Origin of the sequence: Vibrio viridaestus (assembly GCF_003856525.1) — a bacterium.
Taxonomy (GTDB): domain Bacteria; phylum Pseudomonadota; class Gammaproteobacteria; order Enterobacterales; family Vibrionaceae; genus Vibrio; species Vibrio viridaestus.
The window spans coordinates 1-14,656 of the sequence record NZ_RJVQ01000020.1; the positions used below are offsets into that span (position 1 = coordinate 1).

13 protein-coding genes and 2 tRNA genes are annotated in these 14,656 nt (G+C 41.8%); 10 read left to right on the plus strand and 5 right to left on the minus strand.

All coding sequences use genetic code 11. The features are described from left to right. Positions 1–4,174: cadherin-like domain-containing protein (locus EES38_RS21320; protein WP_166434323.1), on the plus strand; the 4,174-nt coding region annotated here is incomplete at its 5' end. Positions 4,175–4,262: 88 nt separating this feature from the next. Here EES38_RS21320 and EES38_RS21325 read toward each other — a convergent pair. After that, positions 4,263–4,808: a DUF1415 domain-containing protein gene (locus EES38_RS21325; RefSeq protein ID WP_124939234.1), complete on the minus strand. Its 546-nt coding sequence runs from the start codon at positions 4,806–4,808 to the stop codon at positions 4,263–4,265. Positions 4,809–4,858: 50 nt separating this feature from the next. Continuing rightward, positions 4,859–6,070: an MFS transporter gene (locus EES38_RS21330; RefSeq protein WP_124939235.1), complete on the minus strand. Its 1,212-nt coding sequence runs from the start codon at positions 6,068–6,070 to the stop codon at positions 4,859–4,861. A 100-nt stretch (positions 6,071–6,170) separates the two neighbouring features. On the opposite strand from EES38_RS21330, the gene EES38_RS21335 reads away from it, so the two are divergent. Genes EES38_RS21335 through rlmF form a run of 3 tightly spaced genes read left to right on the plus strand, consistent with a single transcriptional unit; the run spans position 6,171 to position 8,542 of the window. Further along, positions 6,171–7,040, plus strand: a complete 870-nt coding sequence (locus EES38_RS21335; RefSeq protein WP_124939244.1) for a LysR family transcriptional regulator — start codon at positions 6,171–6,173, stop codon at positions 7,038–7,040. A 10-nt stretch (positions 7,041–7,050) separates the two neighbouring features. After that, positions 7,051–7,557, plus strand: coding sequence for a M48 metallopeptidase family protein (locus EES38_RS21340; protein WP_124939236.1), 507 nt, complete (start codon positions 7,051–7,053; stop codon positions 7,555–7,557). Between the two features lie 19 nt (positions 7,558–7,576). Further along, positions 7,577–8,542, plus strand: a complete 966-nt coding sequence (gene rlmF, locus EES38_RS21345) for a 23S rRNA (adenine(1618)-N(6))-methyltransferase RlmF (protein WP_124939237.1) — start codon at positions 7,577–7,579, stop codon at positions 8,540–8,542. A gap of 250 nt (positions 8,543–8,792) precedes the next feature. Here rlmF and EES38_RS21350 read toward each other — a convergent pair whose 3' ends face one another. Together EES38_RS21350 and metA are read right to left on the minus strand one after the other, a co-directional pair. After that, positions 8,793–9,326 (minus strand): tetratricopeptide repeat protein, encoded by a 534-nt coding sequence (locus tag EES38_RS21350; RefSeq protein WP_124939238.1) that lies wholly within the window; start codon positions 9,324–9,326, stop codon positions 8,793–8,795. 110 nt (positions 9,327–9,436) lie between these two features. Further along, positions 9,437–10,384, minus strand: coding sequence for a homoserine O-acetyltransferase MetA (metA, locus tag EES38_RS21355; protein ID WP_124939239.1), 948 nt, complete (start codon positions 10,382–10,384; stop codon positions 9,437–9,439). A gap of 144 nt (positions 10,385–10,528) precedes the next feature. Here metA and EES38_RS21360 point away from each other — a divergent pair, with 144 nt between their 5' ends. Continuing rightward, the gene (locus EES38_RS21360) at positions 10,529–10,897 is read left to right on the plus strand and encodes an ATP-binding protein (RefSeq protein ID WP_124939240.1); all 369 of its coding nucleotides are present in this window, start codon (positions 10,529–10,531) and stop codon (positions 10,895–10,897) included. 1 nt (position 10,898) lies between these two features. On the opposite strand, the gene EES38_RS21365 is transcribed toward EES38_RS21360, so the two are convergent. Beyond that, positions 10,899–11,123 (minus strand): hypothetical protein, encoded by a 225-nt coding sequence (locus EES38_RS21365; RefSeq protein WP_124939241.1) that lies wholly within the window; start codon positions 11,121–11,123, stop codon positions 10,899–10,901. A gap of 348 nt (positions 11,124–11,471) precedes the next feature. Here EES38_RS21365 and EES38_RS21370 point away from each other — a divergent pair, with 348 nt between their 5' ends. The 5 genes from EES38_RS21370 (at position 11,472) to EES38_RS21390 (ending at position 14,454) form a co-directional block, all read left to right on the plus strand. Further along, entirely contained in the window at positions 11,472–12,446 is a 975-nt protein-coding gene (locus tag EES38_RS21370) for a chemotaxis protein (protein ID WP_166434324.1), read from the plus strand. 72 nt (positions 12,447–12,518) lie between these two features. After that, positions 12,519–13,190 carry a DUF2726 domain-containing protein gene (locus tag EES38_RS21375; RefSeq protein WP_124939243.1) on the plus strand — a complete coding sequence of 224 codons (672 nt, stop codon included), beginning with the start codon at positions 12,519–12,521 and terminating at the stop codon, positions 13,188–13,190. A 144-nt stretch (positions 13,191–13,334) separates the two neighbouring features. Then, positions 13,335–13,411, plus strand: a tRNA-Val gene (locus EES38_RS21380). Between the two features lie 128 nt (positions 13,412–13,539). Further along, a tRNA-Val gene (locus EES38_RS21385) sits at positions 13,540–13,616 on the plus strand. 649 nt (positions 13,617–14,265) lie between these two features. Continuing rightward, positions 14,266–14,454 (plus strand): prevent-host-death protein, encoded by a 189-nt coding sequence (locus EES38_RS21390; RefSeq protein ID WP_243694245.1) that lies wholly within the window; start codon positions 14,266–14,268, stop codon positions 14,452–14,454. Positions 14,455–14,656: the final 202 nt, after the last annotated feature.

A 14,656-nucleotide genomic window follows, 5' to 3' on the forward strand; every position in this document is an offset into this window, starting at 1 on the left:
CACCATCGATGCGACCACAGGTGTGGTGACCGTGGCGGACAACACCCAGCTGGATTACGAAAGCGATACGGCTCCGACCATCGAGATCACAGCGACCTCAAGCGATGGCACAAGCTCGACAGCGACGTTCACCATCAACCTAACGGATTCTAGCCCAGTTTCTAGTAGCGTTAACCTTGGCTCAATAGCTGAAGATTCGTCTATTACTATCACGACATCTGACCTTCTTGCCAACGCAAGTAGTTCAGCAGGAGGTAGTTTGTCGGTTAGTGATCTTAAGTTAGAGTCAGGCAGTGGCACTTTAGTCGATAATGGTGATGGTACTTGGACATATTCTCCAGCCGATGATGACGATACTGATGCTTTATTTAGCTTCACATTATCGGAGGGGACTGAGACTATTACGGTTTCCGCTACCTTACAGGTCACTCCTGTAGCAGATACGCCAGAATTTGGCTCTGTCGATTCGTCTACTCCTTCTACAGATGGCCTGACACATATGACCTGGACTGGTGTCTTACCTGAGGGTTGGAGTGGCGGCGGTGCTACAGGGGAGCAACTAGCGGCTCAGGTTCAGGCCCTAGAAATATTGCCAACGGTGTTGCCAACGATTGATTCTGAAATATCGGTGCAGAATTCCGTTCCTGTGGGTCAGATTAATGTGTTTACAGGCTTTGTTTACCTAGAGGCTGGCACTACTTATACGTTTTCAGGATCTGCAGACGATAGTTTGTATGTGAAAATTGGCTCTGACATCGTTGCAGAAGCCCAATCGTCAGTTAATACAGGCGCTGTATCATCTAGTACTGTTATGGTTACCGCGACCGGTTATTATCCAATCGAAGTTGCTCACCATAATGATGATAACGTCGGTAACTATAACCTGCTAATCAGTATCGATGGTACAGACGCTTGCCCTATAAGCACCACCAGTATGCAATTATATTCTAGTGAAGAGGTACTTGCAGACCAAGGCGTACGTTTAGGCGAACCGGTATACGACGAAGACGGTGTTACTGTTGATCACTATGTCGCTTACACTGACAATAACGGTTCTGAAGATACAACAATTCCTGTTGAGGCATTTACAGTGTCTCTTACTGACACAGACGGGTCTGAAACTCTCCAGGTGTCATTAACGACAGACGCTCCAATAGGAACGGTTATTTCTGATGGTACAAATAGCTATACAATTTTGTCTGTCGACGATGTTATTGATGTTACGGACTGGGATTTTACTTCTCTAACAGTTAAGACACCGGAAGATTATAACGGTTCGTTTGATTTGAATATCACGGCGACATCAACCGAAAATGATACCGCAGCGTCATCCGGCGAACAGTCAGCATCTGCGACAAAAGTTATTACGATTAACGTATATGAAGTGAATGACGCGCCAGATTTAGTCGTTGATTCAACTAACAACTTATCTGAATCGGATATTGATGCATCTGCTGCGTCTTGCTCAGGTAGTATTACAGTTTCTGATAAGGATGGTGATAGTGTTTCTCTCCGTTTAGTTGCGCCTACGGACAGTGACCTTAAGTCAGGTGGTACCTCGATTGAGTGGACTTTGGTCAATGGGCAGTTGATCGGTATGGCTGGCTCGGTTGTTGTATTGACGATTAGTTTGGTTGCAACAGCTGAAGGTTATGATTATCAAGTGGATCTTACGGGTTCTGTAGATAATCTGGCAAACTCTGATGACAGTCAGTTCACATTTAATGTTGTCGCAGACGACGGACAAGACACGACATCCCAGTCGGTCACGATTACTATTGCAGATGATCAGCCTACTGTTGTTAGTAGTTCTTCTTCGGAGGCGACTGCTTACGAGGGCGCTACCAATGTGCTGACGGGCGAAACGTCGTTTGCCTACAATAATGACCCGTATTGTTCTCACAATCATAGTGTCAATACACTGTCTGTCGGTGATATGACGATCACTGCGATGGGCTTTGGTTCAGGTAGTTCTACGTTACAAGCTGCTCAGGTCTATCAATCCGCAAGTGGTATCTCCGTTGATAGTTATGGTAGCGAGCGTTTCAATACTGAAATTGAATATAAATACGACGAAACAACTGGTACTGGACTGTCGGAGCAGCTGATTATTGACCTTGGCGATAAGATCGCTTACGGCGTTGAATTAACGTTTGCTGATATGTACGGTGGTGAACTAGAGTCCGGTATCGTGTACTTCTATCGTGATGGCGTGTTGGTGAGTACTCAAACGTTTAGCTCAGATGCGGCTAATGGTGATTACGCAGAATACTTCTCCGTTACCGATGGCGGATTTGATCAAATAATCATTGAAGCGACAGATAATGGCAACCGCTGGGGCTCAGATAATAGCGATTTTACTATCTCGTCCATTAACTTCATTGGCGCATCAGATAGTACTCCAATTGCTACGACGTCTGGAACAATCGATATTGATTATGGCGCTGATGGTTATGGCTCTCTGGTTTTGACAGGTGTTTCTGACTCATTAACGACTCTAGCCGGTGAATCCGTTACAGTGACAGTTGAAAATAATGGTAATCGACTTGTTGGAACCGATGCATCAGGCGATATCGTCTTTGAAGTTCAGTTAACGCCATCTACCGGTGAATGGGAGTTCTATCAGTATCAACAGTTGCAGGAAGGACAAGATGTTAATTTTGAGTTTAGTGCGACTGACTCAGATGGTGACGATACTTCTGCTTCTGTATCTATTGATCCTTACTACACTGGATTTGAAGGACTGATTGGCGAGTTTTATAACAGTGCATCTCAGATTAATAACATCAGCGATGCGTTAAATATAATTGCAACTCAAGATTCTAATGCGACGTTTGCTTCATCATCTGTGGCTTACAATAGTGATACCTCTACGCAGAATGATGATGACTTGGGTGTTAGTAATAGTGCTTCAGGAAGCTCTCACTTAGCCGATTGGCTAGGAGAAGACTCCCAATCGCTGTCTTTTACTAATATGCAGTCGACAAATGATGCTGTTGTTAAGCTAAGTGGTGGTGTTTACCTCGCTACTGGCGATTATACGATGAAGGTATCTTCAGATGATGGATATCAAATCATAATCGATGGACAAATTGTTGCGTCGTACGACTCTAATCGTTCTCAAGATTCTGATTATTTTACGTTTAGCATCACTGAACCTGGTACACATAGCATTCAAATCGTGTATTGGGATCAGGGAGGTGACTACAGCCTAAACATCCAATTGGATGATGGCAATGGTTACGTCACGTTAGGACAGGGTGACTACGTATTGAGTTCTGAAGCTAAAATCAGTTCTCCAGACGCCATAACAACGTTCTTTGAAGATCTGGCTTCGTCTATAGACAGTTACTCGGATTTAACTGGTCATTATGTTACCAACGATACTCATCATATGTATTATGACACCACGTTTCGTGATGGGGCAGAAAGCTATGATTGGCATGATCGGGCGACAACAATTATCGGCGACAATAGTAGCGAAGTGATAGATGGTAACTCTTATACTGACCATCTTGTTGGTAATGGTGGAAATGATCTTTTAATTGGTGGCGGTGGTGACGACTGGTTAGAAGGGGGAAGCGGTAACGATACTTTATTCGGATATTCACATAATGATTATTCGAGTATCTATAGTGGTTACTCAGACGAATCGGGCGCCGACCTACTTGATGGCGGTGCTGGAACTGATACACTCTATGGCGGAAGCGGAGACGATATTCTTATTGGTGGAACTGGCTCTGATACATTGTTTGGGGACAATGGCAACGATATCTTGATTGGTGGTACCTTTGATTCGGCTACTGGTGATAACGCAAACGATGTGTTGACAGGCGGCGCTGGCAAAGATCTGTTCATTCTAGAAGAGAACGGCGGTGTTGATACTCTGGCTGATTTCAACAGCAATGAAGATGCGATTGATATTAGTGAGTTGATAGATACAAACTCAATACTAACCGATACGAATAGAGACTCGTCGAAGTCAGACTACGAAGTGATTGAAGAGTACTTAAGTGCCCATGTAGATGTATCGCAGAGCACGGGTGTGAACATTAGTGGAGCGGATGGTTCAACTAGTCATGTGGCTGATTTTGGTTCGGCTAGTGACTTCTCGAACAACACGGTATCGCTGATTGTGAACGATTTAGAGTTTAATATTAATAAGGGCTCGTAATCGCCTAAATCTAAACAAAAGCCTGGTGTATACACATACACCAGGCTTTTTTGTTTAACTCGACTTTGTTTTACAATTATCTCGCTAATTATTTAAACAAATAGCCAAAGAGTGCTTGGCGTTGAGATTCTGTTAGAGTCGAAACGGTCTCTATATTTGTCTCTGGTATCGCTTCTGGGTTCGGGTAGTGTTTCAACACCTTTTCCATACTCGCTTCACGGATTAGATGGAATACCGGAAAGGGTGAACGATTGGTTAGATTCTCGTCATCATCTGGATCGGTACCATCAAAGTAATAATCGGGATGGAATGTGGCTAATTGGTACGTGCCTCGCCACTGTTGATCGATGATGGCCTCAAGCCAGTCAACTATTTCTAGATAATCATCGAACGACTCACAGTAATTAGGCGTAACAACCAGTGTTGTTTCCAGATCGGTTGCAGTGAGATTATCAAGCAGAGTAAATTCTTCAATAATATCGTTTAAAAGTTGCTCATCATTCTTAGCATTACTAATACGAATCTTTATTTGTCCATTTCGGCGCGGTTTTGCAGCAAACGGGCATAAATTGAGACCAATGACGACATCATCAAGCCATTTCTCTACTTGTTGTTCGATCTGTGTATTAGACATATTTAATCACTAAATATTAAGATGAGCAGAGTCTAGCACACTGATTATCGTTATGTATGGCTTTGCGCTTGGATAGCAACATCGATGTGTTTTGATTGATGATTGTGTAAGCGCCAGATAAGTAAAAACAGAGTAACATACAAAACAGAACCGCCGACAACGACACTAAACCACTGGCCAATCTGCCAACAGTGCAGCAGGAAGAATCCACCCAGGCTGCCACCAATGTAATAATGTACCAGATACAAGGCTGTTGCTGTTGCCTTAGCGGTTGTTGCACGCTGACTTACCCAGCCATACGCCAAGGTATGAGTGAAGAAGGCCCCAAAGCTGATTAGTGCCAAACCGAATAACATGGTAGGAATCGATTCGTATAGCGCAATGAACATACCAGTCATACTGATGACAGAACCGATGAGCATGCCTGATATCGCACTATGATTTTTTTTCCACTTGCCGGAAAGACTCGAACTCAAAGTCCCTCCAAGATAACAAATAAAAATCAATGACGTTAGGCCCACGGGTAATGAATAAGGCTCTGCGGAGAGTCGGAATCCCATCACCGAATATAAGTTAACGAATAGCGCAAAGTTTACGCCACCAATGAGCATGGCGATCCAGACGATTTTATTGCGAAAATGGCCGATCATCGAATACATATGAACGGAAATGGGTTGGTGAGAAGGCGTAAATTGCTCTTTTTTAGGTAGCGCTTTATACGTTATATACGTTCCGATAAGACTGATGATTGCCATAACGACAACCGCGTAATGCCAATTAAAAAAGTTAGTCAGCAAGCCGCCCATAAGCCGTCCACTGATCCCGCCGAGTGAGTTGGCCGCGATATATAAGCCAATAGCCTTAGAGAATGCTTCTTTAGGCAGTTCCTCTGCCATATAAGCCACTGCGACAGCAGTAAATGCGGCTATACCGAGTCCGGTAACGCAGCGACCAATAACCAATGCGAACCAACTGTGACTAATTAACATGGATAATCCGACGATAGGCAGTGATATTAACCCAGCGAGCAGCACCTTTTTACGACCGACACATTCCGAAGCGATAGCCCATGGAATGAGTGCGATAGAAAGCGTCAGCGTTGATGCTGCGAATATCCAGTTGGTTTTCGTCGATGACATTGAAAAGTGATCAGCAAGATAGGGCAGGATTGGCTGGAACAGATAAAGATTACAAAAAACAATAAAAGATCCCAATGCAAGACCGTAGGAGATGCGTCGATTACGTTGTTGGACTGCTTGCATGGGAAGTGCCTCATATTCTGTTCTATGTAGACAAAAGTAACAGCACCCACTAGATTTATAAAATATATTATAAATATGATTACGATATATTCTGAATATGATGGAAACTCGTCAATTACGCCACTTCGTCGCTGTAGCGAAGCATAGAAACTTTACACTTGCAGCCAAGCAGATCCCAATTGCTCAGCCCGCTCTTAGTATCTCGATCAAAAAGTTTGAAAATCAGTTGGGAGTCATGCTATTCCGGCGTGATGATAAAACAGTCGAGCTTACTCATGAAGGTCAAGTCCTGCTTGAACATGCTGAACGTATATTACAGCAAATCGACGATGCTCAACTTGCGGTGAATGAGCTTAAGGGCCTGATCAAAGGTGAAGTCAGGTTAGGGACACCAAGTATGATGGGGTCCTATTTTTTCCCTGAAGTAATCATGGCATTTAAGAAGACGTTTCCAAATCTCAAGATGAGTGTTATAGAAGCGGGAACTCAGACCATACGCAAAATGCTATTGGCTGGCGAGCTCGATATTGGTGTCATCCTAGATAAAGATGTTCCTGATGATCTCGAGACTGACTTACTAATTACCTCTCCAATGGTAGCGGCTGTTGGGGTTAATCATTCATTAGCGAAAAGAAATAGTGTAGACTTCGAGACCTTTTTTGAGCATGAGCTCGTGATGTTTAAACCCGGTTACTTTCACCGCGAATTTATTGATGAAATCTGTCTGCGTGAATCGTTAACACCCAATATCTCTTACGAAACGAACCTGTTACCGATGATTTTACAGATCGTCAAGCATGAAAGAGCTATCACGGCATTGCTAAAGTTAGTTACGGATAGTGAAAAAGAGGTTGTGGCAGTCCCTTTTGTTCCTGAGGTGAACCTAAGTTTAGCGTTAGCCTGGCGTAAGCACGGGTACTTGTCTTATGCCGATAAGACGTTTATTGAGTTTATAAAAAGTTATGTCTGAGAGTATGGTGATGTCGAGTACTTCTGTAACAAAGGTTATTCAGGGCTATCCTGACAATATAGTGAAACAGATCGAGAAGTTGATTACTGAGCAGCGCTTTATTGCTTGGTTCGAATCGCGTTTTGGTACCCAAGGTCATAGTATTCAGAATGATAAAGCATTGTATGAGTACGTTATGGAGTTTAAAAATCGCTATTTAAGGAAAGCGGGTCCTCTAGCCAAGGTTCAGTACGACAACAAAATACATGTGATTAACAATGCATTGGGTCTTCACACTTATAATACGAAGCAGCACGGCAACCGTGTTATTCGCAAGAACGAAATTAAAATTGCCTCTATTTTCAAACAGGCACCAGAGCCAATGTTAAGAATGCTTGTTGTTCACGAGTTAGCTCATATCAAAGAGAAAGATCATGATAAGGCGTTTTACCAATTGTGCTGCCACATGGAACCGAATTATCACCAATTAGAATTTGATGCGCGGTTATTTGTCATCTATTCCGAATTAAAAAAATAACCAAGTTCAGAGTGTCGTAATGAAACTTAGCAAAATAAAGACTCAAGGTGTACATAAGAAAAACGTTCACAAAGGACGCTACGACTTTGGCGAATTAACTAAATCAGAGCCTGAACTTAAGAAGAGACTAACGAAAAATCCTAAGGGTGAAACCACGATTAATTTTAGCGATTCACACAGTGTAATGTTACTCAACCGTGCGCTGCTGAAACATTTTTATGGCATCAATGGTTGGCAGATTCCTAAAGATTATTTGTGTCCGCCAATTCCCAGTCGAGCAGATTATGTCCATCGTCTTCATGCACTTTTATTGAGTGATGGGTTGAAGGTTGGAGAGCCGGCTAAAGCGATAGATATTGGCACTGGAGCGAACGCTGTCTACGCGCTGATTGGTGCGTCAACTTATGATTGGAATGTGGTTGCTTCAGATATTAGTCAAGCGTCTATTAGTAACGTAAATAGCATTTTGGCTCACAACCCTAAGCTTAAAACTAAAATAACCCCGTTTCTGCAAAGTGATAGTAAATTATTATTTAACGGTGTCATCAGTCCTGATACTCGTTATGACGTTACCCTTTGCAACCCGCCATTTCATGCTTCGAAAGAAGAGGCAGTAAAGGGAACCACGCGCAAAGTACATAACCTTAGCCAGAATAAAGGTAAGGCTGATCAATCGGTCAAGAAACAGGCTCCTACGCTCAATTTCGGTGGGCAGCACAATGAATTGTGGTGTCAGGGGGGGGAATACGGTTTTGTCAGCCGAATGATAAAAGAAAGTGGTGATTATCGGGATCAAGTCTTATGGTTTACCTGTCTTATCTCTAAGGGGGATAACGTGCGTCCACTAAGAAAATTAATAGAAAAACAGGGCGCTGAAGAATTGAGGGTGATTCAGATGGAACACGGCAACAAAGTGAGCCGTTTTATCGCCTGGACATATCAAAACAGTGACGCACGTAAACATTGGTTTCTAGCCGCAAACTAAAATTAACGAAGGTATTTAGTTAAAGGAGGGGTGAAGTGATGGACTTCGAGATCTATCTCCCCTGTGAACCCGATTGGATTTGCGAACCTCTTTTAATTTTCTTCGGCCTTATCTTTGCGGCAATGCTCTTAATTCTGATCGTACTGATTATCAAAGAGCACCGTAAAATTAAAGCTCACTCGCTTATTGTAAAAAGAAGACTGAAACGCCGTATGCATCCCAGAAGTAAGCGGCGGCGCTGAAGCTAAAATCACTGCAGCTCTTCCTGATAACGTTGGATATCTTTGTCATTGGGACGATATTGTCTTGCCGTTTCGAAGAAAGTCTTCGCCTCTAAAATGTTTTTGTGGTTATAGGCGCATATAGCCGCGTTTTTATACGTTATGCCAACATGACTATTTCCCTTTGACTTTATGGCTCGTTGAAATAAGTCCATCGCATGAGCATAGCGCTTTTGTGAACACTCAAAACCTGCAAAATTGTTGAGGACACTGGCATCAGTTCTATATTGAGTATAGAGAGCTCCGTAAAGCTGTGAAGCTTGGTCGTATTGTTGCGTGAGTTGATAAAACTGAGCCATTGCGAGATTAAAACGAAGATTATCTGGAGAAAGGGCTCGTGCCTTTTCGAGGTGAAATCGAGCTCGTTCTAAATTGTCCCTTTCCATATAGGCGACGGCCAAGTCTACACGAGTATCGACTGCGTGATTCGTTGTATAGTGTGTAGGTCGCGCTGCACAAGCGATCAATAGGCTAAATGTGATGATAATAAATAATGTTTTCACGGTAAGCTGCTCTAGTAAAAAGAAAGTAGGGTAGCAGTTACCTTGGAGCGGACCAGTTTAAGAGATGTTAAGTGCGATGAACAACAAAAAAGCACCCGAAGGTGCTTTTTCTATTCGTCTTCATCTTTAGTGAAATTCTCTTCACTAAATTTGTCCAAATCGTAAGGCGTTAACTGATAAACACAGTAGTTGAGCCAGTTGGAGAAGAGTAAGTGTCCATGACTACGCCAACTTGCACGAGGGCGATTATCAGGATTGTCATTTGGATAGTAATTAAATGGAATAATTGGATCCAAACCTTCCCCTAAATCACGAATATATTCGTTGTGTAATGTGGTTGCGTCATACTCTGGGTGACCAGTAACGAATACGTTTCTCATGTTTGGGCTAGACGCTAGATACACACCGACTTCATCAGAAGAGGCAAGAATCTTCAGATTGGTATTCTCTTCAATAAAATCGATTGGGAAGTCAGCATTGCGAGAATGCGGTGCTAAAAACGTATCGTCAAACCCACGGATAAGTGGATGAAATTCCGTCTGGATTTCGTGCTGATAAACACCGGACAGTTTTTCTGTACGAGTCTTCTTAGGCAATCCATAGAGGATATTCAGCGCAGCTTGAGCTGCCCAACAAACATAGAGTGTTGAAGTAACATGCTCTTTGGCCCAGTTAATGATTTTTTCTAAATGTGGCCAATAAACTACATCTTCAAATTGAACCAAACCCAGTGGTGCACCGGTCACTATAAGACCATCAAAATACCTATCTTTTACCATCTCGAATTGACGATAAAAGTTATTCAGATGCTCTTCAGGTGTGTTTCTGCTTGGTCTATTATCAATACGCAGTAATTCAATATCGACCTGAAGTGGACTGTTTGAAAGCAGACGAAGGAACTGAGTTTCGGTCTCAATTTTCTTAGGCATCAGATTCAAAATCAATACTTTAAGAGGACGGATTCCCTGGGTAGATGCTCTGGAATCACGCATAACAAAGATATTTTCTTTGCGTAGCGTTCCACCGGCTGGGAGTAAATCTGGAATTTTAATAGGCACAACAAACTCCTAAGAAAAATGTCTGGACGTCTATACATCTAAAACTAACCGAATATTTGAATTTTGTCGATAGAAAAGTAATATCAAATACCAAATTAATTTTAGTTGATGTTTGAGATTCATCAGCGAGAGATAGAATAGGCTATGGCAACATTGACATTGATTAGAGGATTACCCGGCTCCGGTAAGTCGACTTTGGCCAAGACGCTTGACGCAAAGCATCTCGAAGCCGATATGTACTTTGAAAGGAAAGGGCACTACCACTTTGACCCGAGCAAGCTGCATATGGCACATCGATGGTGTCGAATGCAAACGGAAAAGTACTTAAGGCAGGGTATGAATGTGGTCGTTTCTAACACCTTTATTCAAAAGTGGGAAATGCGACCTTATCTGAAACTTGCCGAAAAGTATGATGCTCAACTGATTATTGAAATTTGTCGCAGTAATTACGGCAACATTCATGATGTCGAAGAGGCAACGCTAATAAAAATGCAGTCTCGCTGGGAAGAATAGCTTATTTTGTTGAAGGGCAGAGGTGCTCGGCACGCCAGGCCAGCTTTTTATTCTCTTTTTGATAAAGCAATACATCTTCGCCTTTCATCTGAGGATAAGAAAACAGGACTTGAGAGTCATCGGACTGTTCGTTGAGTTGATAGGCTCGAACATGAGTGAAGGTAGACTCAAGGTTGTTACATAGCATTTCTTTTGACAGGCAGATTCCTAATTCATCCCTTACCATCGACAGCTCCTCCTAACAAATACTCAATAATTTTATTTGCACAAAAAGTATACACCTTGTGCGGATAACCATCAGGTTATTTGTCAGGATAAATTAGAGCATCATCAAAAATATCAATAATTTTATTAAAGTTTTTACATTTTATGCCCATACAGTATTTGGCGTAATGTGAATGAATATGATTGATTATTTATTGATAAATTTATAATGTAGTTATTAGTGGCAAATAACAATAAGTCTATTTCTATAACAATTTTAGTCGGTTAAGTAAGCATTTATTGGGCTAACGCCTATACTAGAACTGCATCGCAACACGACTTTGAATATAACATTTGATAAGTGGTAACTATGAGCAATCCATCCAGCACCATTCTTACTGAAAGTGGTACAAATGAATTAGAAATAATTGAGTTCCATTTAGAAAAAGTGTTACCTGATGGTAGTACTAAAACCTGCTACTACGGCATTAACGTAGCTAAGGTAAGAGAAGTAATCAGAGTACCCGATACGACAGATTATCCGAATGCACAGCCACACATGATCGGTGTGTTCTCATCAAGAGAAATTCTTACGCCTCTTGTTGATCTGGCTGGGTGGTTAGGTCTGAAAACCAAAGACAATAACAAAAACAAGTTTGTGATTGTTACTGACTTTAACCGTATGACGAATGGCTTTCTAATCGATAGTGTGAGCCGTATCCATCGTATCTCATGGAACGACGTTGAATCGCCGAGCCAGTTTCTCGAAGCGGGTGAACAAGACTGTGTGGTTGCAGTTGTGCGCAAAGAGAGCAACCTGATCATGATCCTTGATTTTGAAAAAATCATTGCTGATATTAATCCAGAATTGAGTATGGAAAAATACGATATCAAGAAAGATAAATCGATCGATCTGGACCGTAAAATGGTGTCCAAACGTAATGGTTGTACCATCATGGTGGTTGATGACTCAGCGTTTATTCGTAGCCTAATTCAGGATACTTTATCGTCTGCTGGCTACAACGTGATTGTCGCCAAAGATGGTGGTGAGGCACATGAAAAACTGATGACGATAGCTGAGTCAGCGAAAGCGGATGGTGTGAAAGCGACCGAATTAATCGATGCAGTTGTAACCGACGTAGAGATGCCGAAAATGGATGGTATGCACTTGGTTAAGCGCCTGCGTGACAGCGACAGTTACGCTGAGTTGCCTATTGTGATGTTCTCATCACTTATGAGTGATGATAACCGTGCCAAGGCATTGGCTCTTGGTGCAAATGATACTATCACTAAGCCTGAAATCGGACGAATGGTTTCGATGATGGATAAATACGTCTTCCGTTAAAATAGTGATTTTTCGGTAAAATATCGGTATAACTAACGTCCTATACCGATATTTTTATTTAGGTTACGCGTCATGGCTAACGTCTTTCTTATCCTAATAATTCTTGTTCTCGTGTTTTTTATCGCGCAGAAATATGTCATCAAAAAAGACGATACAAAAGACTATCAGTATAAAATCAGGGGACCAGTTCTAACGCCAAACGAATCGGCGTTTTATCAGGCTTTGATCAGTGCTGTGGGGCAACATGGTATCGTTTTAGCTAACGTCACGATGGACAAAGTTATCAAGCCGAAAGATATCAAGAGTAAGAAAGACCTGTATATCGCCTCTGGTAAAATAACGCGTAACTATTTCCAATATCTGATTTGTGATGCCCGAACATACGAACCTCGTGCCGTTGTCGAGTTGAATGATGGTCGTGCGTTGGATAAAGGCAAAGCGGATCGGGAAAAACTGCTTATTCACGTGTGTAAAACGGCGAATATTCCGCTCATCGGTGGCAACATCAAATACAGCTATCAGGTGGGTAAACTTCGAAGACTGCTGGCCGCCCATATCGATTTAATCGAACCAGATAAAGAAGTTCGCTTCTGTAAAAAATGCGGTAGTCCGATGGTCGTAAAAGTCGCAACAATGGGCGAATTTAAGGGGCGTCGATTCTTCACTTGCAGTCGTCAACCGCACTGTACTTACACTGAAAACTACAATGTTGTGTATGAAGACGATGAGGAATACGATTCTTAACTCGCAGCGTTTATGAGATAGATGTGATTATGTGGGTAGAATTACATCAGGTTGGTGAAGTTAAGAGCAAACGGTTCGGCTTCAGTTAAATTTTTCTTGCACTGATGGGTATCAATCGTTAATATCGCTGTCGTTCAATAAGTTGCGTCCGTAGCTCAGCTGGTTAGAGTACCGCCTTGACATGGCGGGGGTCGGTGGTTCGAGTCCACTCGGACGCACCATTCTTTATGAATGAGAACAAAAATTTGGGTCTATAGCTCAGTTGGTTAGAGTACTACCTTGACATGGTAGTAGTCATAACTAAGAAAGCATAAGCTCTACACTTAGCAGGTGTATAAATATGCAAATTGCGTCCGTAGCTCAGTTGGTTAGAGTATCGCCTTGACATGGCGGGGGTCGGTGGTTCAAATCCACTCGGACGCACCAAATTTGTGAATAAAACCCGCAGCTTAGCGGGTTTTATTGTTTCTAGTGTATGTTAAGAAAATATTTACGTATATTTCTTGTCTCTTCTTTTTGTCCTAATAATTATTCTGTTTTATTCACATACATTTTGATGACTATTGTCGCTTTGGGCACTAGTGGTCACAATTGTGACCAACTGGTGACCACGGAATTTTGCCAGACCAGTATGTTAGTGAGATTTAGTAAGGTCTCGATTTAATGATATTGAATGAATTTTTAAGCGTTAAGCTAGAAAATACATCTATGATTGAGTTACAGATGTTAAATTTACATCGTTCTCAAAGTTTAATTATTGAAATTGCCTGTTATTAGCCTTATTCGACAAAAATAGTTATTTAATAAGTTTACATAACTATTAACGTGAAAGTCAGTCTGCAATATACACAAAGTGGGCACTGGATAAACGAACAGATTAAAATCTCAACTTAAAAATCCTGTCCTAATCACTTATGTTTCTATGTTAGATTATGGTGCGAAACTTAATGCATAATAACTATGTGTTAGAATCCTTACAGTCGACTCTTAATAGAATGAAAGTGTCCATCTTCGAGTTAGCGGCCATGACTAGTGGATCGTCACTACTTAATAATTAACCTTGAGGAAAACATTAGTGAAAGAATCAATTGAATATTCAGTTACAACGAGAGAAATTTATAATACTTATAATCGTCATGATGAAGCAATAGCATTACTTAAAGTATTATCATTCTCTGTAGATGATGTAACCTCAGGGCGGGTACTATCAAGTGCCAAGCTAAAAGAAAAGCTATCGGCACGTAAAGGTAGATGTGATAACTAATCGAGAAAAACTCTGAGATGAATCGCAAGGACTCGTGGACTGGGACCTCTGCTGGGCTTTGTTGCTTAATTCAGAGAGAGGACATGCCTGTCCCATTGTGCTTAATTCTTAAACGATATATTGAGTTTCAGGCATACCTAACCCTGTAAGCTTATTCAGCGCCTTGATCATCGCGTAAGTCTCGCCAACTTGAGCGTTATAG